Raw genomic sequence first — 22247 nt, 5'->3', positions numbered from 1 at the left:
CCGCTGCAGCGTAAGCACAAAAGGGGAACGCGCCAATGAAACGAATCATATCCATGTTTTTTGTAAGCTGTATGCTGCTATCGGCATGCTCTCAGCAGCAACATGCAGATGCGAATGATACACAAATGCTACAACTGCAAATGCTATTAACGCAGTCGGCCTCTTTCGCTGTTCTGCCGGGTGATACAGCAAGAAAGTCGGCCCTTGATCTGGCTCGCAGAGGCATGTCAGGCCCTGAAATGAATGCCATGCACCATGGTGGAGGCAGTCAAATGCCGATGATGAAGACAACACATGATCTCGGTGATGCCGTTTTTGAAGTGCTTGAAGCCGCATCACAGGCAGGCAATAAAGATAAAGCCTTACAAAACCAGGTTCTGATTGCTGCACAAGCGGCACTTATGCGATTAAATGGCAAGCTACTTGAAAATGACGTTGGTTTATTCATGCAGAAGCAAGGACAGGGTATGATTGATGTTTCATTCCATGCAGATGCCGATAGTCCTTATGATAAAGCCGCCATCCATTTGTTGGAACTGTTAAATAAAACAGCTACGCATCAGGCCACCCACGCAAACCAGCACTAATCTTCGGGGTCATCAATGTAGCCATAGTTTAGAAAATAGTGCTCGCGTTCAATGATCTGTATCAGATTGCAATCGGGGCACGGATGCCCGGATGGCATTCGTAGTTGCTCAATTCAAAATCATCAATTTTGAAATCGAAAATACTTTTTACATCAGGATTGATCTGCATGGTTGGCAGAGGGAATGTCTCACGCGCCAGCTGGGTTTCTACCTGTTCACTATGATTGGAGTAGAGATGGGCATCACCAAAGGTGTGGACAAAGTCTCCCACTTCAAGGTCGCAGACCTGAGCAATCATCATGGTAAGCAGCGCGTAGGATGCGATATTGAATGGTACACCAAGGAAAATATCGGCACTGCGCTGATAAAGTTGGCAGGATAGTTTGCCATCAGCCACATAAAATTGGAAAAAAGCATGGCATGGGGCCAGCGCCATTTTACCATTGGCTACATTGGCTTGCGGACTGATCGACTCATCCGGTAGATCGGCCACATTCCAGGCCGATACAATCAAACGCCGTGAATTGGGTTTGCTTTTAATCTGTTGAATAAGCTCATCAATTTGATCAATCAGTTGACCATTCGGAGCAGGCCAATTGCGCCACTGAAATCCATATACAGGACCGAGCGAACCATCTTCTGTGGCCCATTCATTCCATATCTTCACACCATTCTCTGTGAGGTATCTGGTGTTAGTATCGCCTTTGAGAAACCAAAGAAGCTCATGGATAATGGATTTTAGATGCACTTTCTTGGTGGTGACTAGCGGAAAACCCTGGGTCAGATCAAAACGGATTTGGTGGCCGAACACAGATTGTGTGCCGGTACCGGTACGGTCGCCCTTTTGTGTGCCGTTGTTGCGCACATGACGCATTAAATCTAGATATGCCTTCATGTTTCCCTCGCCCTGATGAGTTTAATGGTGTGAACAGACTCTAATTTGGATATGATGCCGTCTGCTGTTTGTTACGGCAATTGTGGATGCGAGGTGCGTATGTTTTTTCGATGGTTTGCTACTGTTCTATTGAGTTCTATGGTGTTCGTGATGGCGAGTGCTCCAGCAATGGCTGAGGTGAAATCGAGCACGGATAAAATTGTCGGTGCATTTATGGAGCTCGATGCCGATGCATCTGAATCCATTTCGTTTGAAGAGTATAAAGCCATGGTTGATCAACGGGCCAAGACCCGTTTTAAAGAGATGGATGCCAACAGAGATGGTCAGGTCACCGACGAAGAGTACCGGAGATTCTGGGCAGAAAATAAAGCCCGATGGTATCGCCTGCAGCGCTAGTTTTCTCTGTGATCGGTAAATAACGCGTAACGTGCATTATTTGCGCGTTGCTCATGAGCCTGATCTGTTTACTTTTTCACCAATCAGGAGCCTCACATGATGATTCGCAATAGTTTGATAAGACCTATGATCAGCAAGGGTTTAGCGCTGCTTTTATTGTCACTACTGCTTTCTGCCTGTGTATCTGCGTCCAATAAACAATTTAATCTATCTCAGGATAGTTTAAAACGCGGTGATTATAACAGTGCCTTTAATCATGCAGCACAGTCGCTTGAGCATGAAATCAACAACAAAAAAACGCTGGCGATCTTTCCCGGCATTAGCCAAGCCGCATTCAACTACCATCTCTCCCAAGCCAAAAGTAGTGCTATGAATAAACAATGGGATCAAACCGTGCAGCACTACAATGCGATTGCATCCATGCAGGGTAGAATCGAAGCCATTCAAGTAAGATTGAACGCCTATATTGCGCTTGAGCAAAAAAACAGCGCCAGAGAGATGGATCTGATTCAACCTGTTCTGATGATCACTTCACCGGATGTGAGAGCAGCGAACAGAGGTGCAAAAAAATCAGCCGCAGATGATCATTATCAACGTGCTCTGTCCCTTGCACAATCAAAACAATATCGTGATGCAATAGCTGAATTTAAGCATACAAATTCGTTTATCAGCTGTTATCTGAATGCCTGTATCCTATCAAAGAAATATCAACAGCTAGCCGATAAAGCAGATGCATTGCGCTATTATAATCAGGGACAGACCGCTGCCAGCCACGGTGAATATCGCAATGCACAGCATGCATTTAGTGAATCGATCAAGTATATCCCTGGTTTTCGTGATGCAGATAAACTGGCTGCCCACTATAGGCAGTTAGCTAATATGCAGGATGCAGACGTCCACTATCAACGAGGACTGGCCCAAGCCGAAGCGGGGCATTACCGCCTTGCTGCCAATGCTTTTTCTCGGGCTATCGATTTTGTAACGAACTATAAAAATAGCCAGCAGCTATTTCGTCACTATCAAAGATTAGCGAATGAAGATGATGCAGCAGCGCATTATAATCATGCTTTGAGTCATCTGGATCAGGATGAATTTCTTCTCGCGGCCGCTGAGTTCAGAAGAGCAGATCAATTTGTGCCGGGGTTCAGGGATGCCTTGCAGCAAGCCCGCTGGGCCGATGCTTTTGTTCCTCCTGATCTGTACCAGGTAAAGGAACTGGTGATTCATGAAATTCAGGATCATGGTATGCAGGCGCGCTGGTATGGCAATTACACCCGTAAAGATTTTGTCAGCATGAGCCTTGGCCATGTGGTTGTAAAAGAGGGCCATTTCAAACGCCATCGTGGTGTATGGGTTTATCCCGTCTATATCGAGATGTCTGGAGTGCTGCAGAGTCATGATGGTGTGCGGCGCCCAATCGCTACCTCAACAACGGAACGATTTATACTCCATCGAAATAAACACGGTCAGTGGGAAGCAGAGTTTAGACATCGGTAATATGTAAAAATTAAGCCTGCTTCAGCCTAGGAAAAACCGAGCTATATTGCGACAGAGTGAGTCTCACCTGACTAAGACTTCGAATCACCAACTTTGTTCGTTTCTTTTCCACAAGAGTTATCAAAATAGTACATACACTCTTGATCACCCCTACATCGAAAGCTACGAACACCCAAAGTTATTGATCATCCAGATAGATTAAGCTTTTAAGTAATAGCTCCAATGGTCTGAAGAGCAACTCTCGGCCAAGGTTAGACATGCTATTTAAATCTTAGTAAAGGCAGTCGCTAAGATATCGTATTCTTGCAATACAATTTTCAGGCTCTACAATCCTACGTATTAAAGATGCATTAGGAATACTTGTTATGATTGAGCCTGTTGAACTGCAAGATTTTTTTATCGTTTTTTTCTCGGGAGCAATGATCATTATGACTGGTGCTCTGTATGCGCTTTTTTTTGCTTGGTCCAGACTTCAGGCCAAGCCTTGGCTGATGAGCCTTGCCTACATTTCTTACGCTGCACTTTTTGTCTCAGTGCTCACACTTGCAGCAGCAGCCCACCTTTATGGCTTCTGGTGGTGGCTAGTTGTCATTATGCTTGTTGGTTACCTATTCGCCCCGCATGGCATTTGGAAGCTATGTGTAGGTACGCACAGCACCCATCAAGGTGATAATCCACCGATACCACTCAGTTCAGAACAAACCCCAAACAAAATAGCAGAGGAGAAAGGCATATGAATAACATAACACCTTGGTGGTCCAGTGAATCCTACTGGAAGAAAATGGCTATATGGGTGACAGCTTTCATGTTTATTGTCCTGATTGGCCTCACTATTGATACCATACCTCAAATTACAGCGGGTAGCGAACGTGTGCCTGCATATTCAGTGATCAACAAACATATTGGTTATGAGTTTAATGATGAACGTAATATCCAAGTGCCAGTGATTGGTGCTGAAGACCCTCTGTTTGGCAAGGTACTTAGTGAAGAAGAAGCCGAAGCACTCGTATCGCATGGCAAAAAGATAACGCAGGGTCGAAATTGCATGGGGTGTCATACGTTGCTAGGTAACGGCTCTTATTTTGCACCAGACCTGACCAAAGCATGGTTGGATCCAGGTTGGAGCTCGGAGCCTGAACGAGAAAACTTGATGATTGAATTCCTAATGGATCCAATAGCCAACGCACGCTCTTTCGGATCAGATCGAATGATGCCCAACCTTGATATAAGCAGAGATGAAGCTAAGGCGGTGATTGCATTCTTGAAATGGATGTCATCCATCGATACCAATGGCTTCCCGTACAATTTCACTGTTATTGATAAGGAGAGCTGAGTAATGAATATCAATCATTTAAATGGTGGCCAGAAACTGGCTGTTAAATATTACATCGTCGCGATGGTGCTCTTTGGCGCACAAATTCTTTTCGGCCTACTCTCTGGTATGCAATACTTATATCCAAAACTTCTTTTTGGCATATTGGACTTTAATGTGACACGTACAGTTCATATCAATGCCATGATCGTTTGGATGCTTTATGGTTTTATAGGCTCCGTTTACTGGCTACTCGAAGAAGAGAGTGAAACCGAGGTTGTCGGGCTCAAGCTTGGTACGCTTGGTTTTTGGGTACTTACTTCTGCTGTAACTGTCGTGGTCTTGGTGTTTCTACTGGTTCAAGGTGGTCCTGGCGACGATTTCACACGCTGGTTTATCAATGAAGGTCGTGAATATATCGAGGCACCACGTTGGGCTGACATTGGTATTGTTGTCTGTATGTTGATATTTTTCTACAACGTATCGGCAACCTTTATGAAGGGAAAGTGGAGCGGAATCTCAGGCGTTCTAACTTTAGACCTTGTTGCATTGGCTGGTATCTATATCGCAGGCATGTTTTACACCCCGAATATTTCAATGGATCAATACTGGTGGTGGTGGGTCATTCACCTTTGGGTTGAGGCGACATGGGAAGTGCTTGTGGGTTGTTTAATGGCTTGGGGCTTGATGAAAGTACTCAAGGTCGATCGTAAAATTGTCACAACATGGCTGTATATTGAAGTTGCATTGATGTTTGGTTCAGGAATTCTCGGTCTTGGGCATCATTACTTCTGGATTGGTACACCTGAATATTGGTTAACCATTGGTGGTTTCTTCTCGGCTCTAGAGCCTGTTCCTTTGGTAGCTATGGTTGTGCATGCTGTTTATGACTCAGGTGTGCGTCATATGAAAGGCAATAATAACCCTGCATTGGCTTGGTTGATTGCACATGCGTTCGGTAATTTCTTTGGTGCCGGTGTGTGGGGCTTTATGCATACACTGCCACAAATCAATCTTTATACGCATGGTACACAGTGGTCAGCGTCACATGGTCACTTAGCCTTTTTTGGTGCGTACGCCACCATTATTATTGCCATGATTTATATTGCTGTGCCCTATATACGTGGGCAAGAAGGCATCGGCTCCAACCTTCCAGATGGTGGTTGGAAATGGAAATGGGCATTAGGCCTACTCAATATGGGAGTGGTAGGTATGACCATTGCTTTGCTTATTTCCGGCTATGAGCAATCCTTTATTGAGCGAGCCGTTGGTGGTTCCACATGGCTTGGGTACTTTACGGCCCAAATTCACCCATGGTTTGTTCAAGGTATGGAATGGCGCATGATCTTTGGCGTGATGACAGCAGCAGGCATTGTTCTACTGCTATGGGATTTACTGACAATTGGTAAGGAACCGGCAAGTAATCAAAAGCTACAAACGAAATCTTCCTGAATGATCTAAAACACTGCAAGGTGTGGGTAATAGCTCATTGCCTTGCAGTGTTTTACATAAGGGGATTTTGAAGCTCTTTGGCTATCCAAAACAGAAGTAGATAGTTGATTTTATATTATAAAAAAGGAGAAACATGATGAATACAAAAATGCCGATCAGGCTATTGGGTGTTGTACTCGCAGCCTTCTTTATGCTTGGCAATGCAGCTTTTGCAAAAGGTGTTGAGGGACTTGAGCGCATTACTCAAACATTGGTAGCGCCGCCATATCTACCAGAGCACGAACAAGCTGTGACGGGTGCGCCTAAGGTTGTGCAGGTAAAAATGGTCATGGAAGAAAAAGAGATCGAGATTGACAAGGGCGTCTTTATTCATGCTTTTACATTCAATGGCAGTGTCCCCGGCCCAATCATTGTTGTGCATGAAAATGATTATGTTGAGCTGACGCTGGTGAACTCGGCAGAGAGCACCCTTAAGCATAATATCGATTTCCACGCCGCAACGGGCGCTCTAGGTGGAGGGGCTCTCACTGTTGTCAAACCGGGTGAAGAGGTGGTATTACGTTTCAAGGCCATCAAGGCTGGGGTGTTTGTGTATCACTGTGCTCCAGGCGGAGTGATGATCCCGTGGCATGTGGTGCATGGCATGAATGGTGCGATCATGGTCCTGCCAAGGGACGGTCTCAAGGATAAAGCTGGCAAACAGATCAAGTACAATAAAGCCTTTTATATCGGTGAACAGGACTACTATATTCCTAAAGATGAAAAAGGTGTATACAAACGTTATAAAAAGCCAATCAACAGCTTTAAAGATGACATGAAAGTAATGAAAACACTGACCCCTACACATGTCGTTTTTAACGGTGTGAAGGGCGCACTGACTGGTAGCAATGGATTGAAAGCAGCCGTCGGTGATACTGTTTTGATTATTCATGAGCAAGCCAATCGTCAATCCTTTCCGCACCTGATTGGCGGTCACGGAGATTATGTCTGGGAGCGTGGAAACTTCTCAGATGCACCCATGACCAACCTGGAAAGCTGGGTGATTGGTGCAGGTTCTGCAGGTGCAGCTATTTATACGTTCAAACAGCCAGGACTTTATGTTTATTTAAGCCATAATCTGATTGAAGCCATTTTATTGGGTGCAGTCGCGCACATCAATGTGTCCGGCGAGTGGAACAATGATTTGATGGAGCAATTGAAAAAACCATCACCCATTAAATAAAACTGATACCACCTGACAATAAAAAGCGGTGGCTGAAAGCTGCCGCTTTTTATGTTTTTGAATAGCGTGGTCGATGTATTCCACCTGTATTATTTGTACAATGGCGAGTACTCTCATTGACTTGAGCAATATGCGAGTTTTACCAAAGCTTGTAGAACGTCGATTGGTGCCATCTACTTTATGGCGTTTTCTACTGGATTGATTGCCTGTTGTTACAATGAAAGTCTAATATTTTTAGACTTGGATTTTTATCACCAATAACTTAGCTATAATCAATTTTCGATGTGCATTAAGGGATTTTGGTCGCTTGTTGCAACAGACAATGCAAGAAGCACCCCCACTTTTCGTGAAACTAAACAGTAGAGTGTGCTCAAAAAAACGCTTTCGCGTTTTTCGAGCGGATTAGACAGGCCAGCGATACCCATAAATGCTGGTCGGTATTTCTTACATTGCGCCCCCGATCTCATCGGTGATGGTCAGCATTAAACTGTGAGCAAGTCTGTCTGCTCCCGGCACACATGCACGCGCATGCGTAAAAGCGACACTGCCGAGATGAACTTTTTTGCTGTTACTTCTGCAAGTTCAGGCTTAACCGCCCAGCTCTCTGGTTGCAGCCTCAATATCTTTTTCCAAACGACCCAATAGATCCTGACGTTTCACAGATGATACTTCTTCAGCTGAAATATAGGGTAAAAAACGGTATGTAATCGTACCTGGATGTTTGATAAAGCCACGCTTTGGCCATACAACACCAGCATTGTGTGCCATTGGCAAAATGCCCGCTGACGCCTTCTGCGCTAGAATCACACCCCCGGGTTGATAATGACCGGTAGTGTTCGCTGCAGCACGTGTACCCTCTGGAAAGATCACTACCCACAAACCCTGATTTAACTTCTCCGTACCATCTTTTATCACCTGTTTAATTGCAGCGCGCGGGTTACCCCTGCGAATGCCAATCGTGCCCATTAGCGCTAAAGCCCAACCAAAAAAAGGAATATAAAACAGTTCGCGTTTGAGTATCCATGTGTATGGCGGCACCAGCATTGGCATAGCCAATGTTTCAGCTGCCGATTGATGTTTGGCCATCACCACACAGGCATGATCGGGCATATGTTCTTTACCCTCTATAACGATGCGAATACCGCACAGTACCTTGAGTAGCCCAGCGATGCTATTTGACCATATTTTGGCCCACATCCATGAGGCCGAAAATCCTAATGGACGCGATAAAATCACCAGCACGGAAAACAGCACGGTAAACAACATGAAACAGATATTAAACAAGGCAGAACGGATTATCAGCATGCCTCAGCATCTCCCATAATCATCGCCACAGCCTCAGCCAAATCGGCATAAGCCTGAATATCTGTTTGCACAAGACGCGATTTCTGCAAAATACTTTCGGCATCGCCATAACCACTCTGCACCAGCATGGCAGTCACACCTGCTGCATGGGCAGCCTCTACATCACGAATAGAATCACCAATAAACAGAGCCTGCTCACGCTGACCATCCAAACCCAACGCAACCAGCGTTTCCAATACCATCCCAGGTTTCGGTTTTCGACAAACACACATCTCATCCGGCCCATGCGGACAATACGAAACATGCGAAATAAACCCGCCCGCCTGCTCAATCGCTAGCATCATTTTGGCATGGATGGCATTAAAACTATCCTGGCTCATCATGCCACGTCCCAATCCTGACTGATTGCTGACAATAGTTACTTTGATACCGGCTTTGTGCAGCCGAGCAATCGCCTCAAGCGCTCCCGGCACAGGCTGCCACTGATCTGCAGACAGAATATAGTCCGGTGAATCAAAATTAATAACACCATCACGATCCAGCAGCACAGCCGCAGGATGTGTAAGAGCTGTCATGCGCGCTTATTCCTGCGCAGCTAACCAGCGCTCAGCATCAAGAGCCGCCTTGCAACCTTCACCCGCTGAAGTTACAGCCTGACGATAAACCGGATCAGCCACATCTCCGGCAGCAAACACACCTTCAACCGAAGTTGTCGTGCTCTTACCAACAGTGTTCAAATAACCGGTTTCATCCATATCCAGTTTTCCAGCCAGGAAATCAGTATTGGGTTTATGACCAATGGCGATAAATACGCCATGCACATCCACATCACGGCTTGAGCCATCCACCGTAGAGTTCAGACGGATACCAGTCACACCTGTTTCATCACCCAGAATGGAGTCGGTGGTGCTGTTCCATGCCACTTCGATATTTTCAGTGGCCAGTAGTTTATCCTGCATAATCGGCTCTGCGCGCAAGGCATCACGGCGATGAATCAGTGTTACTTTATTGCATAAATTAGACAGATAGAGTGCTTCTTCAACAGCAGTATCACCACCACCAACAACGGCCACATCTTTACCACGATAGAAGAAACCATCACATGTCGCGCAGGCAGATACACCGCGCCCGGCAAATTCATCTTCACTTGGCAGACCCAAATATTTAGCGGATGCGCCTGTAGCAATAATCAATGCGTCGCAGGTATATGTGCCATCATCGCCCTTGAGTGTGAACGGGCGTTTGGAGAGATCGGCCTCATTGATGTGATCCCAAATCAATTCCGTACCAAAACGTTCAGCCTGCGCCTTGAAGTCTTCCATCATTTCAGGGCCCTGCACGCCATCTTTATAACCAGGGTAATTATCCACATCGGTCGTAGTCGTCAACTGACCACCAGCCTGTTGCCCCTGAATCACCACAGGTGCCAGATTGGCACGCGCAGCATAAATAGCTGCGGTATAACCGGCAGGGCCGGAACCAAGAATAATTAAACGGTGATGAACAGCTTCAGACATAGGAATCTCCATGGAAAAAATCGGTGATGAAAGCTACCTCCCCGCCCCCGAATCGCAATGACAGAAAAGGCTAATTACCGCAAAGGATGCAAAGGACGCAGGGTAAAACCAAGATTACTGTCTTGGTCTGTATTGATATCGAAGGTGCTCAGCCCTTTCGTGGACAGGCAATAATTCTCTTTTCCTTCGCATCCACCGCGGTGAAAATCAAATAAGAAAGATCGTGGCCAGTCCAAGGAATGAGAAGAAACCAACCACATCGGTGACGGTCGTTAAAATCGTGCCTGAAGCCAAAGCCGGATCGATTTTCAATCGTTGCAGTGTCAGTGGAATCATGGCCCCTGCCAGAGCGGCAGCACAGAGATTAATCAGCATCGCTGCTGCAATAATCCACCCTAGTCGAATACCAAGATCGGGAAACCAGAATGATGCAATCGTGCCGATGATCAGTGCAAAAGCGATGCCCGAGATCAAACCAACCGATGCCTCTTTCACCAGTGTGCGCTTGGCATTAGCAAACGTAACTCGGCCCAAGGCAATACCGCGCACAATGACAGTCAGTGTCTGAGTACCGGCAATCCCGCCCATGCTAGCTACAATCGGCATCAACACCGCCAGCGCTACAATCTGGGCAATGGTTGCTTCAAACTGAGAAATCACAATGGATGCCGCAATGGCAGTCATCAGGTTCACCGCCAACCAGACGCCACGTCGGCGCGCAGTAATGCCGACAGGTTCTGCAAGATCATCCTCATCAGAAAGGCCAACCAGCCGGTACATATCCTCAGTGGCCTCGTCCTGAATCACATCAATCACATCATCGGCGGTAATGCGGCCAACCAGCACACCGGCCTCATCAACAACCGGCAACGCCAACACATCGTATTTATCAAAGATACGAGCGACTTCTTCCTGATCCTGTCCTGCCAGTGCACGTGGAAAATCGTGCTGAGCCAAGGCAGACACAATGGTATCGGCTTCGGCAAACAGCAGTGCATGCAAAGAGAGTACACCGACCAGTTGATCATCATCATTGACGACATATACATAGTTTAAATTTTCAATCTCTCGACCAAAACGCCGCAACACTTGCAGCACCTTCTCTGCCGACCAGTCATCGCGCACCTTGAACAGCTCGGCCTGCATCAAGCCACCGGCGGACTCCTCGTCATGCACCATCAATGGTTCCAGTTCACGACGCTCGGCAGGCTCCAGTCGATCCATTACCTCATCAGCAATATCCTTATCGACTGCCTGCAGAATATCCGCTGCATCATCTGAATTCAGATGTCCGACAACATCCTCGACCTCATCGGCTTTAAAATCGGCCAGCAGATCTTCCTGCATGCCTTCCGGCAGCTCCAGCAGCGCATCACCAAGCAGTTCATCCGGAATAAATTCAATTAGCGCATGGCGTTCACTATCCTTACGACAGGAGAGCAGTAGTTCACCCAATTCCGAGCCATGCATCGTTGCCAGCAGCTCTTCCAAGCGTGCCTCATCCCACTTGACCAGCTGGAGCGCTTCTTCACTACTAAGCAACACTTTTTCATGTTCAATTTTAGCCAACGCTCACCTCCTCGTCAGGATGATTTTCAACGATCGCGACACTACCATAGCCTGACTTCATCATAAACAGAGCCCTGCTCTCAGAGAGCCTGAGCGGAGAACACCATTATGGCTGGAGAAAACAATCAATACGGTGGCGTATTTGATCTCTTACGCGGGAAAACTCAGCCATAATCTCTTTTTCGCTTCCGCTGGCCGCAGCCGGATCATCAAATGGCCAATGCTGTTTTTCACAACTGACCGGAATAATCGGACAGCGCTCATCCGCATTGCCACAAACGGTAATTAACAGATCTATCTCATCCAGCAGAGACACATCTAAGACTTCTGACTGCTGATCACTGATATCTACACCGGCTTCTTTCATCGCTCTAATTGCACGTGGATTTTTACCATGCGCCACAATACCCGCGGAATAGACATCAAAACGATCTCCTCCCAAATGTTTTAACCAACCTTCGGCCATCTGCGACCGACATGCATTGCCCGTACATAAAAACAGAACCTTTTGCCTCATGGAAAAACCTCCCCCTGAATAAACTGATGTGCATGTTGTCGCCGCGCTCATACAACGATTACAAATACGGCAACATCTCGTGATGAGGCCGATTCATAACGCGCAAAATCAAACAAACCATCTCAACCAAATCGCTAATTCCACGCCTCGCCGTAATCAGCAATCGACGCTATGGCTTAATAAGTGAGTGCTTACTATTTCTACGCAACACCTGTAATTTTGCTATTGCCAAATCAAGATCAACCAAAGCCCGACTTGCTTTGTCTTTATCCGGTGAATTTAACATTTCTTTAGCCTGTTTGAGTGCATATTTTGCCTGTGCTTCATCAATATCAGCAGCACGTTCTATCCCGTCTGCAAGAATCGTAATTCTATTAGGCTGAACCTCAATATAACCACCAAAAACTACCATGTTATCCGAATGGCACTCGCTAGATTCAGCATGAACAGGGCAGTCCACACGAATCTCACCGGGTCGAAGTATCGCCAATAATGGTGCATGACCGGGCAAAATTGCAATCTCACCGCCTGCACTTGGGGCAATCACCATACTCGCCCGTCCACGATAGATTTCCCGTTCTACAGTTGTAATAAGAACTTCCATACACTTCATAGGCAAACCATTTTTTCTATTCGTATTTCCATATGCGCTCCTACACTCTAGCCAGACCAGGCACGAACTATCAGTAAACTAAAGCCATGCTTCAACCTCACTACGCAAAGGTACTCCACCAGCATGAACAACTTTTTCATCAATCACAACGGCAGGAGTACGCATTACACCAAAAGCCATGATCTCTCTGAGTTCTTCGATTTTCTCAATTTCGACATCAACACCCTTGCTTTGAGCAATCTCCTGTATGAGTTGCATGGTGTTTTTACAGCTGGCGCAGCCTGTACCCAACACTTTTATATTTTTCATAATCCACTCCTTTTATTTACAACCAGTAAGTCACGCGATGCCGCCTTGCGCTCAGAATTACAGAACTGCATTAAATACGAACCCGACAAGCAAAATGCCACTGGCAACCACTCCAACAAACAGAGCAATCAGACGCATCTTCAATACCTTTCTCAGAATCACCATCTCAGGAAAAGAAAGTGCAATCACACTCATCATAAAGGCCAACACCGTGCCGAGCGCAGCGCCCTTGGCGAGCAGGGCTTCAACAATAGGGATAATGCCGGCGGCATTGGAGTACATTGGCACACCAATCAAAATAGCCGCCGGCACCGACCACCATGACGATTCCTTACCCATCAGTCCGGCCATAAAATCCTGCGGCACATAACCGTGAATACCCGCTCCAATGGCCACACCGATCACCACATAAAACCAGACGCGACCGACGATTTCCCTAACCGACTCAAAGCCGGCCTGCAATCTGTCCGACATAGTTAAACGCTCTGGTTTGTAATCCGGATCGACCTTAGCCATCTCACGTACCCAGTCTTCCAGATACGGTTCCATATTCAGTTTTCCTATCACCCAACCGGCCACAATCGCCACGGACAAACCCAGCGCCAGATAGAGCAGCGCCACCTTCCAGCCGACCAGCGCAAACAACAGGGTTAGCGCCACCTCATTGACCATGGGGGCTGCTATCAAAAATGAAAATGTAATTCCCAGTGGTACGCCTGCCTGCACAAAACCGATAAACAGCGGCACGGCGGAGCAGGAGCAGAATGGTGTAACAATCCCCAGGGAGGCGGCCATCGCATTGCCCACGCCCTCATGCCTGCCGGCCAGCATCGCCCGTGTGCGCTCTGGCGTGAACCATGAATTGATCATACCCATGACCAATACAACAGCCGTGAGCAACATCAGCACCTTGGGAGCTTCATAAATGAGAAATCGTAAACTATCTGCCAGGTGGCCTGCCTGATTTAACGGTAAGACTGCTATGACCGCAGCCGCAAGCCCGGACAGATTGGCATACAAGAACACCCACAACATGGATGCTGTCAAAAGAAACAGCAGCGGATAGCGCGACGGCATGTCCGCCAGTCTATCCAAACTGCGTATTGCTGTTCCTTGTTCAACGATATTCGACATGCTTACCTCGCTCAGTCATCTACCTTAGAAGACGAACGAAGGTTCAAAAGGATGCAGGTGAATATTGTTCGCTCATCAATTCTGGCAGCGGCTCAGAGGAACCGGATTGAAACAATCAGTGTTTATACCCGCTTTTAGTCAATCAGCATCATAGGAAGCGTGGCTTTACTTCACTGGTGATCTGGGCACAAAACAACAGACATTGCCAGCATCGTTCATGCGTACCTGACAATTGGTTTCCAATGTCTGGCGTAACCTGCGCCGTGCTCGCTGTATGCGGGATTTGGCTGCTGGCAGACTGATACCCTTAAGGTCCGAAAAATGTTGTTGGGACATACCATCCAGGTCACAAAGCGTGATGACTTCTCTATCCTCGACAGAGAGTTCCGACAGTACGCGCGGCAGACATTCAGATAACGTATCTACCGCATCAAACTCCGGCTCATCACGCGATAAATCATCAGGCAGTTCTACCTGGTTTCTCTGCATGCGATAACTGTCAATGAGGCTATTGCGGGTCACTCGAAACAACCACGCACGTGCATCTTCAATACGGCAAAATTTTTCCTTTTGCAGCATAGCTTTGAAAAACACCTCTTGTAACAAATCCTCAACGTCCGCTGTATTCTCAAGCCGTTTTAATAACCAGCCACGCAGTTCACCTCGATGCTTGTGCCATGCTCGTATCAAGCAAGGGCGATCTGATGCGCTCATTTATTGAGCCTGCGTTAGAAATCTATTCATACGCTCCAGCTTAACCGATGCCAGCGTTGCTGCCAGCACAAATGCTGCAGACCAATATAGACAACCTTCCAGGCCATGCTGTTGATAGATCAGGCCGGAAAGTACCGTGCCTGCCAAACGCCCACCGGCATTGGCCATATAATAGAAACCAACATTCATGGATACTTTGTCATGATCAGACCACGACACAATCAGATAGGAGTGGGTGGCAGAGTTCATCGCAAATACAATTCCAAATAGCGCCAAACCGACTATCAACACCGCCCCAGCATCCCAGCCCTGCTGTAAAGCCATAGCTATGCCGATAGGCAATAACGATAACATTCCGGCCCAAACCACCAATGTTTTTGCTCCCGGTGCATGGCTCGAGCTAAGCTGAATAATTTTCGGAGCGACTCCCTGTATAAAACCATAACCGATCACCCACAGTGCTAGAAATGCACCCACCTGCGTGAATGTCCAGCCCAATACGGATTGTAGAAATACAGGTAGCCCGACAACAAACCAAATATCCCGTGCCCCGAACAGAAAGAAGCGGGCACCGGATAACCAGTTGATCTGAGGATCCTTTGAAAATACCTGAGAGAATTTTGCTTTCATTTTTGTTTTACCCAGACCGGACGGCAACAACCACCATGTACAAATCAGCGCCAGCAGTAACATGGTCGAGAGCGCAAACAATGCGCCCCTAAACTCCAACCATGCCAGCAGTGCACCGCCAATAAAGAACCCTGCACCTTTGAGTGCATTTTTCGAACCCGTCAAAATTGCGACCCAGCGGAACAGCTTGGCATCGGACTGCACCGGCACAAATAATTTCACACCCGCCTTTGCACTCATCTTGTTCAGGTCTTTGGCAATGCCGGAGAACGCCTGAGCCACCATCACATAAGCTACGGTCAGCCATGCATCCGGCACCGTTAACATTAATAAGACACCTATCTGCATGAGCATACCGATATGCATGCAGCGGTTCAAACCAATGCGTGCCCCCAGCCAGCCACCAACCAGATTCGTGACAATGCCAAAGAACTCATAGAACAGAAACAGCATAGCAATTTGCAGTGGTGAATAACCAAGCCCATGAAAATAGAGCACCACCAGCATGCGGATCGCACCATCGGTGATGGTGAAAGCCCAATAGCCGCCGGTGACGGTTAGATAGTTACGAAAGCCCTGATCCATAAAATAATTACGTCAACCGATCAGTAGCATCAATCAATCAATCAGGGAGCGGGCGACTTTTCTGGCCAACTCCATCATCCGATTCGCATACCCCACTTCATTATCATACCAGATCAGCAATTTCACCTGCGTATCATCAATAACCATGGTTGAAAGCGCATCAACAATGGATGACCTGGCATCATCTTTATAATCAATCGATACCAATGGCAGCTCTTCATAGCCAAGAATACCCTTAAGTTCACCTTCAGATGCTTCTTTAAGCAGGCTGTTAATCTCTTCTGCCGTTGTCGGACGAGGCGCCTCAAATACAAAGTCTGTAACAGATGCATTGAGCTGAGGAACACGTACAGCCAAACCATTCAACTTGCCCGACAGTTCAGGAAATATCTGCGTAATCGCTTTTGCTGAACCAGTGGAAGTAGGAATGAGTGACACACCACAGGCACGGGCACGGCGCAAGTCTTTATGACCTTTATCAATAATCGTCTGGGTATTGGTGATATTATGAATCGTGGTCATACAGCCATGTTTGATGCCGATCTTCTCATGCATCACTTTCACAACAGGTGCCAGACAATTGGTTGTACACGATGCAGCCGTGACCAGATGATGTTCATCTGGGTTATACAGGTGATCATTCACACCCATGACAATATTAAGTGCTCCATCCTTCACAGGCGCTGCAACAACGACCTTTTTCACACCCTGATCAAAATAGGCTTGTAGCAATTCCGGTGTGCGAAACTTTCCGGATGATTCAATGACAATATCACAGCCTGACCAGTCCGTGTCAGCAATATGCTGATTCATGGAGCAAGCAATAGACTGTCCATCAATAACCATATTTCCATCTTCTGCAGAACAGTCGTAGCCCCAGCGGCCATGAACCGAATCAAATTTTAACAAGTGTGCAGAACACTCGGCATCACCGGACACCTCATTGACCTGTACAATATCAAAATCGTCATAATTCCATGCGGCCCTAAAACCAAGGCGCCCCATGCGTCCAAATCCATTAATACCTACTTTAATAGTCATTTCTTCTCCTAATGATCGCTTGCCACGATCAACATACGATTTTCACTGCCTGCTCACATATCAAGCGAGGCACACATTGAACATTTCTTTAGCATCAGGTTTTATTTTACTTTGCGTCACCCTGCGTACTGAAGGTGAATCGCGAAGCGAGAGAAGCCACCCTGGAGTGTTACGGTGAAAGGTTTTGACCCGCTTCTTGCTCATACCAGCCTTTGCTGCAATTAACGATATGCACAACAGATAGCATCACCGGCACCTCGACCAACACGCCAACAACCGTGGCCAATGCCGCTCCAGACTCAAATCCGAACAACGCAATGGCAGCGGCCACGGCCAGTTCGAAGAAATTGGAGGCGCCAATCAGCGCAGAAGGCCCTGCCACCGAATGCGCCACACCAAGTTTGCGATTCAACCAGTAAGCCAGCATGGAATTGAAATAAACCTGAATGGTGATTGGGACTGCCAGCAACATAATCACTAGCGGTTGCGCCAAGATCTGTTCGCCCTGGAAACCGAACAGCAACACCACGGTGACCAGCAGTGCGCCCATCGATACCGGATCCATCATATGCAGGACATCATCCAGTTTACCTTTGGCGAGTAATACCTTGCGGCCGACATAAGCCAGAATTACCGGAATGACGATGTACAACATGACCGACAGAAACAGTGTATCCCATGGAACAGTAATAGAAGCGACACCGAGAAGCAGGCCGACAATCGGCGCAAAGGCGAAAACCATAATCACATCATTGAGCGCTACCTGTGAAAGAGTAAACTGAGGATGGCCATCAACTAGGCGAGACCAGACAAAAACCATGGCCGTGCACGGAGCCGCTGCCAGCAGAATCAGGCCTGCGATATAGGAATCAATCTGCGCTGGGTCCAGCCAATCGACAAACAGAACGCGCAGAAAAACATAGCCGAGCAGTGCCATAGAGAAAGGTTTAACCAGCCAGTTAATACCCACAGTCACAGCGACACCACGCCGATGACCCCATACTTCTCTCAGCGATGAATAATCGATTTTTAGCAACATGGGCAGAATCATGGCCCAGATCAACACAGCAACAGGCAAGTTGATGTGTGCTATTTCCATGCCACCTATTGCATGGAACGGTGATGGCAACAGGTAACCAAGGCCGATACCGGTCACAATACAGAGAAATACCCATAGGGTCAGGTAACGGGCGAACAGACCCAACGGTTTCGATTCAGACATAATATCCTCCTGAGAGGGGGATATTATATCCGCCTATGCGGATATGTAAATAATAAGATGCTTAGTAGATCATCAGCAGATCGACTCATTCAGGTTTTCGAGGTCCTGTTGAAGCTCTTCATCGGCAATAGCACTTTGCCGAATCAACGCTGAAAGGACATCTACATGCGCATTTGCATGCGCCATACAATAATAGACCCATTTACCCCTACGCTCAGCTTGCACCAATCCGGAGCTTCTTAAGGTGTTTAAATGGCGTGACACTGTGCTCTGAGGAAGCGAAAGGGCATCCGTTAAATGACACACGCAAAGCTCATCCCTTTGCGATAGCAGGTGAGTAATTCTCAAACGAACAGGGTCAGCAAGGCCTTTAAACAGGTGAAGTAATTCCATTGCGATAGAATAACGGCTTATCACTCAAATTTCTTCCAATCATTTAAAAATGAGATATGCAGCGTTTTTCAGAGGTGAAGTTATAATCATTAATTATCAGCATCCATGCTAAGCCCAGTAAGCACTTGCTCTAAAAAGAGATGACGACTAAAGTAGAATGTGAATTTGAAATAAATATTCGAACATTGGTCAAGAGGAAGTTTATGTTACTTAGCCCCGAATCCCTTGTTATTGATGCCTTTTGCTCAAGCCTGGAACAGTACTATCATCTAAACTACGGCGACACAGAAGTGCCCTATGGGGAGGTTGCATCCTGGGCAGCACGTCTCTCATTAGAAAATATTGCAAACAGCGACATGCTTTATCATAACCTTGAACATACTGTCATGGTGACCGTTGCCGGCCAATCAATATTGCACGGCAAACAGCTAATTCATGGTGGCATCTCGGCGGAAGATTGGTTGCATTGCACATTGGCCATGATTTTTCATGATATTGGTTATTGTAAAGGTATTTGCCAGGGCGATGCCGACAATTCATTTATTATTTCTGAATCCGGTGAACGTATCGAGTTACCAAAAACAGCCACAGATGCACAGTTAACGCCATACCATGTAGATCGAGGAAAAGTATTTGTACGAGAACGCTTTGGTCGCAATACCCGCAACATAGATGTAGATCGTATTGCCAGATATATAGAGATGACACGCTTTCCCGTCCCCGAAGGTGAGATCGCAGATGACCCTGATGGTTTAGGTGTTCTCGTGCGTGCTGCCGATATGCTTGGTCAACTGGGTGACCCAAGTTATTTAAACAAAATACCCGCACTCTTTTTTGAGTTTGAACAGCTTGGTTGGAATAAAAACTTCGGTTATAAAACACCGTGGGATTTACGCCATAATTATTCAGCTTTTTATTGGAAACAAGCCTACCCACATATCGAACCGGTCATGCCATATTTAAAAGCGACTCAGGATGGCAGACAATGGATTGCCAATCTACACGCACATGTATTCAGTGTTGAACATCTGGAGGCTCCATAGTTATACGTGATATTGAAAAGCAGGGCGGTTCAAGTCTCCATTATAAATCATAAGACGTTGATCACATCCCCCCCTGATTTGTTATCTCTACAGTTGCAAATTAACCCTTATATGCCTATCCTAACCTAGGCTTTTACTATCATAGTGCTTAAGAGTATTCTGGCGGTTGATTATCATGAAAAAATGGAGAGAGGTGGCGCAACACATGAAAGTCAGCACTGAATTGAATGTGCATAACCTGACACTGAACCTCTATTGCAAAATATCTAACACTTCATCTGACAAGATTTTTTCATTGATGAACAGCGTGTGCTAATGCAACATACAACGGCTCGTGAGGCACTGAACCTCTATACGTACATCGTCAATGCTAGTGATGACTTTATGAACATCATCGACAGTAATTATTGTTATGTCGCAGTCAGTGACCCCCTTTGTCAGGCCTTTCAGTGTTCCAGAGAAAGTCTTATCGGCAAGAGTGTTGGGGATATTTGGGGCCATGAACTCTTTGACAACGGCATCCGTTCTCGCCTGGATCAATGCCTTGCAGGTAAGCCGGTTGAGCATGAGTTTGAATTTTGTTTTCCGGACACCGGCTTGCGCTGGTATAGCAGCAGGTTCATCCCTTACCGTGATCTACAAGGCTGCGTAACACATGCTGTAGTAATCAGCCATGATATCACGAACCGCGTCAATAGCCGACAGGCACTCAAAATGAGTAAAGACAGGCTGGAGTTTCTACTGCATTCAGCGCCTGTCATTATCTACAGTCGCGAAGCTGAACAGCCCTGGTCCTTAAACTTTGTAAGTCAAAATATTCGACAACAATTTGGTTATGATGAAAACAGCTTATTGGGTAAGGTCAATACATGGGAAAAACATCTGCATCCAGATGATTGTGCCTTATTAACCGATGCCCTTCATACGCTGTACGAACAGGGGCAGAACAAACTTGAGTATCGCCTGCAAGATGATCGAGGAGTTTGGCACTGGCTTTGTGATGAAATGGTGCTTATCAAAGATGCGCAAGGAAAGCCCAGCGAAATCGTCGGATATTGGGTGGATATTAGCGAACGTATCGAAGCTGAGCAGGAGCGCAAAAAGTTACAAGCCCAGATTGAACACAATCAACGCCTTGAATCTCTGGGCGTCATGGCAAGTGGCATTGCACACGATTTTAATAATATTCTTGCCGCGATCATGGGTAATGCGTCAATGGCCACCATGGATTTACGAAATAACCCTGAGAGCGCAGAGAAATATATCGAGAGAGTCATGCTCTCCAGTGAAAAAGCTGCGGAGCTATGCAAGCAGATGCTGGCATATGCCGGCAAAGGTAGTTTTGATATCAGGCCCATCAACCTCACCAATATGGTGTATGAAACCCATAGACTGCTAGAGGTTTCAATTCCAAAAAATGTGAGCTTAAAACTCGACTTAGACAAGAACCTTCCTTCTGTAGATGCCGATATATCTCAGATGCAACAAATTGTTATGAATCTGGTAATCAATGGCTCCGATGCCATTGCAGAAAGTCAGGGCACCATTCGCATTCAAACCGGTGTTATGCAGGTGGACAGGGAGTATCTATCCAGCACTTACCTGGATGATAACCTACCTGAAGGACGCTACATTTATCTTGATGTAGCTGACAGTGGATGTGGTATGAATAAACAGACACTGACCAGCATCTTTGAACCATTTTTCACAACCAAACCCACTGGCAGGGGGCTGGGCATGAGTGCTGTACTGGGCATTATCCGAAGCCACCGTGGAGCAATAAAAGTTGAGTCCAAAGTAGGGGTGGGCACCACCTTCAGAATAGTGCTTCCGCTCAACATGGATGCACATACAGATCAAACAGATGAAGGTATGGGTAACAAAGAGAAACCACTAGCCCTTGGTACCGTTTTGTTGGTAGATGATGATCCAGATGTACTGTATGCAGAGTCACAGACCCTTGAAAACATGGGGTTTCAGGTGCTAACCGCAGTGGATGGCAAAGATGCTATCGAAGTGTATCGTCAACATGGCAAAAAAATTGCTGTTGTTCTACTGGACATCTCTATGCCGAACATGGGAGGCAAGGCGTGTCTAGCTGAGCTAAAGCGAATCAATCACCAGGTAAAAGTGATTTTCTCTAGTTGTTACAATGAAGCAGACGCTGCTGAATGTGCCTCTGGACTGAGTGGCTTTATACAAAAGCCATACAGAATAGAAGCGCTGAAAAACCTGCTGGAAAAGGTGATAAGTACAGACACGCATGACTCTAAATAAATTGAAATTACCGAGGG

23 protein-coding genes are annotated in these 22247 nt (G+C 46.6%); 9 read left to right on the top strand and 14 right to left on the bottom strand.

Annotated elements, in window-relative coordinates:
- Positions 1-35: 35 nt before the first annotated feature.
- The gene (locus D8Y20_RS03100) at positions 36-587 is read left to right on the top strand and encodes a hypothetical protein (protein WP_121541573.1); all 552 of its coding nucleotides are present in this window, start codon (positions 36-38) and stop codon (positions 585-587) included.
- Positions 588-648: 61 nt separating this feature from the next.
- Here D8Y20_RS03100 and D8Y20_RS03095 read toward each other — a convergent pair whose 3' ends face one another.
- Positions 649-1482 carry a thymidylate synthase gene (locus D8Y20_RS03095; RefSeq protein WP_121541572.1) on the bottom strand — a complete coding sequence of 278 codons (834 nt, stop codon included), beginning with the start codon at positions 1480-1482 and terminating at the stop codon, positions 649-651.
- Between the two features lie 99 nt (positions 1483-1581).
- Between D8Y20_RS03095 and D8Y20_RS03090 the strand changes: the two genes are divergently transcribed.
- The 6 genes from D8Y20_RS03090 to nirK all read left to right on the top strand — a co-directional run bounded on the left by D8Y20_RS03090 (position 1582) and on the right by nirK (position 7361).
- The gene (locus D8Y20_RS03090) at positions 1582-1878 is read left to right on the top strand and encodes an EF-hand domain-containing protein (RefSeq protein ID WP_121541571.1); all 297 of its coding nucleotides are present in this window, start codon (positions 1582-1584) and stop codon (positions 1876-1878) included.
- A 96-nt stretch (positions 1879-1974) separates the two neighbouring features.
- Positions 1975-3375 carry a hypothetical protein gene (locus tag D8Y20_RS03085; RefSeq protein ID WP_121541570.1) on the top strand — a complete coding sequence of 467 codons (1401 nt, stop codon included), beginning with the start codon at positions 1975-1977 and terminating at the stop codon, positions 3373-3375.
- 365 nt (positions 3376-3740) lie between these two features.
- Complete coding sequence (locus D8Y20_RS03080) at positions 3741-4112, top strand: hypothetical protein (RefSeq protein ID WP_121541569.1); 372 nt, start codon at positions 3741-3743, stop codon at positions 4110-4112.
- Complete coding sequence (locus tag D8Y20_RS03075; protein WP_121541568.1) at positions 4109-4708, top strand: cytochrome c; 600 nt, start codon at positions 4109-4111, stop codon at positions 4706-4708. The genes D8Y20_RS03080 and D8Y20_RS03075 overlap by 4 nt, the downstream gene beginning before the upstream one ends.
- A gap of 3 nt (positions 4709-4711) precedes the next feature.
- Positions 4712-6139: a cbb3-type cytochrome c oxidase subunit I gene (locus tag D8Y20_RS03070; protein ID WP_121541567.1), complete on the top strand. Its 1428-nt coding sequence runs from the start codon at positions 4712-4714 to the stop codon at positions 6137-6139.
- A gap of 190 nt (positions 6140-6329) precedes the next feature.
- Entirely contained in the window at positions 6330-7361 is a 1032-nt protein-coding gene (gene nirK, locus D8Y20_RS03065; RefSeq protein WP_370050490.1) for a copper-containing nitrite reductase, read from the top strand.
- 588 nt (positions 7362-7949) lie between these two features.
- On the opposite strand, the gene D8Y20_RS03060 is transcribed toward nirK, so the two are convergent.
- The 13 genes from D8Y20_RS03060 to D8Y20_RS03000 form a co-directional block, all read right to left on the bottom strand.
- Entirely contained in the window at positions 7950-8666 is a 717-nt protein-coding gene (locus D8Y20_RS03060; RefSeq protein WP_121541565.1) for a 1-acyl-sn-glycerol-3-phosphate acyltransferase, read from the bottom strand.
- A complete protein-coding gene (gmhB, locus tag D8Y20_RS03055; RefSeq protein WP_121541564.1) occupies positions 8660-9241 on the bottom strand; it encodes a D-glycero-beta-D-manno-heptose 1,7-bisphosphate 7-phosphatase in 582 nt (193 codons plus the stop codon). The genes D8Y20_RS03060 and gmhB overlap by 7 nt, the downstream gene beginning before the upstream one ends.
- Before the next feature lie 6 nt (positions 9242-9247).
- Positions 9248-10183: a thioredoxin-disulfide reductase gene (gene trxB / locus D8Y20_RS03050; protein WP_121541563.1), complete on the bottom strand. Its 936-nt coding sequence runs from the start codon at positions 10181-10183 to the stop codon at positions 9248-9250.
- A gap of 207 nt (positions 10184-10390) precedes the next feature.
- Positions 10391-11752, bottom strand: a complete 1362-nt coding sequence (gene mgtE, locus D8Y20_RS03045; protein ID WP_121541562.1) for a magnesium transporter — start codon at positions 11750-11752, stop codon at positions 10391-10393.
- A 106-nt stretch (positions 11753-11858) separates the two neighbouring features.
- Positions 11859-12269 (bottom strand): arsenate reductase (thioredoxin), encoded by a 411-nt coding sequence (arsC, locus tag D8Y20_RS03040; protein ID WP_121541561.1) that lies wholly within the window; start codon positions 12267-12269, stop codon positions 11859-11861.
- Between the two features lie 169 nt (positions 12270-12438).
- Complete coding sequence (gene atpC, locus D8Y20_RS03035; protein WP_161957563.1) at positions 12439-12873, bottom strand: ATP synthase F1 subunit epsilon; 435 nt, start codon at positions 12871-12873, stop codon at positions 12439-12441.
- An 87-nt stretch (positions 12874-12960) separates the two neighbouring features.
- Positions 12961-13191, bottom strand: coding sequence for a thioredoxin family protein (locus D8Y20_RS03030; RefSeq protein WP_121541559.1), 231 nt, complete (start codon positions 13189-13191; stop codon positions 12961-12963).
- 57 nt (positions 13192-13248) lie between these two features.
- Positions 13249-14325 (bottom strand): permease, encoded by a 1077-nt coding sequence (locus D8Y20_RS03025; RefSeq protein ID WP_236075215.1) that lies wholly within the window; start codon positions 14323-14325, stop codon positions 13249-13251.
- A 165-nt stretch (positions 14326-14490) separates the two neighbouring features.
- Positions 14491-15039: an RNA polymerase sigma factor SigZ gene (gene sigZ / locus D8Y20_RS03020; protein WP_121541558.1), complete on the bottom strand. Its 549-nt coding sequence runs from the start codon at positions 15037-15039 to the stop codon at positions 14491-14493.
- Complete coding sequence (arsJ, locus tag D8Y20_RS03015) at positions 15040-16254, bottom strand: organoarsenical effux MFS transporter ArsJ (RefSeq protein WP_121541557.1); 1215 nt, start codon at positions 16252-16254, stop codon at positions 15040-15042. It abuts the gene before it with no gap.
- Positions 16255-16287: 33 nt separating this feature from the next.
- Positions 16288-17295 carry an ArsJ-associated glyceraldehyde-3-phosphate dehydrogenase gene (locus tag D8Y20_RS03010; protein WP_121541556.1) on the bottom strand — a complete coding sequence of 336 codons (1008 nt, stop codon included), beginning with the start codon at positions 17293-17295 and terminating at the stop codon, positions 16288-16290.
- A 169-nt stretch (positions 17296-17464) separates the two neighbouring features.
- Positions 17465-18517, bottom strand: coding sequence for an ACR3 family arsenite efflux transporter (gene arsB / locus D8Y20_RS03005; protein ID WP_201265508.1), 1053 nt, complete (start codon positions 18515-18517; stop codon positions 17465-17467).
- Between the two features lie 72 nt (positions 18518-18589).
- Complete coding sequence (locus D8Y20_RS03000) at positions 18590-18910, bottom strand: metalloregulator ArsR/SmtB family transcription factor (RefSeq protein ID WP_121541555.1); 321 nt, start codon at positions 18908-18910, stop codon at positions 18590-18592.
- Positions 18911-19113: 203 nt separating this feature from the next.
- Here D8Y20_RS03000 and D8Y20_RS02995 point away from each other — a divergent pair, with 203 nt between their 5' ends.
- Positions 19114-19953: a metal-dependent phosphohydrolase gene (locus tag D8Y20_RS02995; RefSeq protein ID WP_121541554.1), complete on the top strand. Its 840-nt coding sequence runs from the start codon at positions 19114-19116 to the stop codon at positions 19951-19953.
- A gap of 315 nt (positions 19954-20268) precedes the next feature.
- The gene (locus D8Y20_RS02990) at positions 20269-22230 is read left to right on the top strand and encodes a PAS domain-containing protein (RefSeq protein ID WP_121541553.1); all 1962 of its coding nucleotides are present in this window, start codon (positions 20269-20271) and stop codon (positions 22228-22230) included.
- Positions 22231-22247 lie beyond the last annotated feature (17 nt).

The sequence above is a fragment of the Mariprofundus sp. EBB-1 genome (assembly GCF_003665155.1).
GTDB lineage: Bacteria > Pseudomonadota > Zetaproteobacteria > Mariprofundales > Mariprofundaceae > Mariprofundus.
The sequence above is the reverse complement of the archived record's forward strand: the minus strand, read 5'-3'. Positions and strand labels throughout refer to the sequence as shown.

Bases quoted from the DNA above. Each gene is read 5' to 3' on its own strand.
- D8Y20_RS03100 (WP_121541573.1), top strand. From the start codon at position 36: ATGAAACGAATCATATCCATGTTTTTTGTAAGCTGTATGCTGCTATCG.
- D8Y20_RS03095 (WP_121541572.1), bottom strand. From the start codon at position 1,482: ATGAAGGCATATCTAGATTTAATGCGTCATGTGCGCAACAACGGCACA.
- D8Y20_RS03090 (WP_121541571.1), top strand. From the start codon at position 1,582: ATGTTTTTTCGATGGTTTGCTACTGTTCTATTGAGTTCTATGGTGTTC.
- D8Y20_RS03085 (WP_121541570.1), top strand. From the start codon at position 1,975: ATGATGATTCGCAATAGTTTGATAAGACCTATGATCAGCAAGGGTTTA.
- D8Y20_RS03080 (WP_121541569.1), top strand. From the start codon at position 3,741: ATGATTGAGCCTGTTGAACTGCAAGATTTTTTTATCGTTTTTTTCTCG.
- D8Y20_RS03075 (WP_121541568.1), top strand. From the start codon at position 4,109: ATGAATAACATAACACCTTGGTGGTCCAGTGAATCCTACTGGAAGAAA.
- D8Y20_RS03070 (WP_121541567.1), top strand. From the start codon at position 4,712: ATGAATATCAATCATTTAAATGGTGGCCAGAAACTGGCTGTTAAATAT.
- nirK (WP_370050490.1), top strand. From the start codon at position 6,330: ATGCTTGGCAATGCAGCTTTTGCAAAAGGTGTTGAGGGACTTGAGCGC.
- D8Y20_RS03060 (WP_121541565.1), bottom strand. From the start codon at position 8,666: ATGCTGATAATCCGTTCTGCCTTGTTTAATATCTGTTTCATGTTGTTT.
- gmhB (WP_121541564.1), bottom strand. From the start codon at position 9,241: ATGACAGCTCTTACACATCCTGCGGCTGTGCTGCTGGATCGTGATGGT.
- trxB (WP_121541563.1), bottom strand. From the start codon at position 10,183: ATGTCTGAAGCTGTTCATCACCGTTTAATTATTCTTGGTTCCGGCCCT.
- arsC (WP_121541561.1), bottom strand. From the start codon at position 12,269: ATGAGGCAAAAGGTTCTGTTTTTATGTACGGGCAATGCATGTCGGTCG.
- atpC (WP_161957563.1), bottom strand. From the start codon at position 12,873: ATGGAAGTTCTTATTACAACTGTAGAACGGGAAATCTATCGTGGACGG.
- D8Y20_RS03030 (WP_121541559.1), bottom strand. From the start codon at position 13,191: ATGAAAAATATAAAAGTGTTGGGTACAGGCTGCGCCAGCTGTAAAAAC.
- D8Y20_RS03025 (WP_236075215.1), bottom strand. From the start codon at position 14,325: ATGTCGAATATCGTTGAACAAGGAACAGCAATACGCAGTTTGGATAGA.
- sigZ (WP_121541558.1), bottom strand. From the start codon at position 15,039: ATGAGCGCATCAGATCGCCCTTGCTTGATACGAGCATGGCACAAGCAT.
- arsJ (WP_121541557.1), bottom strand. From the start codon at position 16,254: ATGGATCAGGGCTTTCGTAACTATCTAACCGTCACCGGCGGCTATTGG.
- D8Y20_RS03010 (WP_121541556.1), bottom strand. From the start codon at position 17,295: ATGACTATTAAAGTAGGTATTAATGGATTTGGACGCATGGGGCGCCTT.
- arsB (WP_201265508.1), bottom strand. From the start codon at position 18,517: ATGTCTGAATCGAAACCGTTGGGTCTGTTCGCCCGTTACCTGACCCTA.
- D8Y20_RS03000 (WP_121541555.1), bottom strand. From the start codon at position 18,910: ATGGAATTACTTCACCTGTTTAAAGGCCTTGCTGACCCTGTTCGTTTG.
- D8Y20_RS02995 (WP_121541554.1), top strand. From the start codon at position 19,114: ATGTTACTTAGCCCCGAATCCCTTGTTATTGATGCCTTTTGCTCAAGC.
- D8Y20_RS02990 (WP_121541553.1), top strand. From the start codon at position 20,269: ATGCAACATACAACGGCTCGTGAGGCACTGAACCTCTATACGTACATC.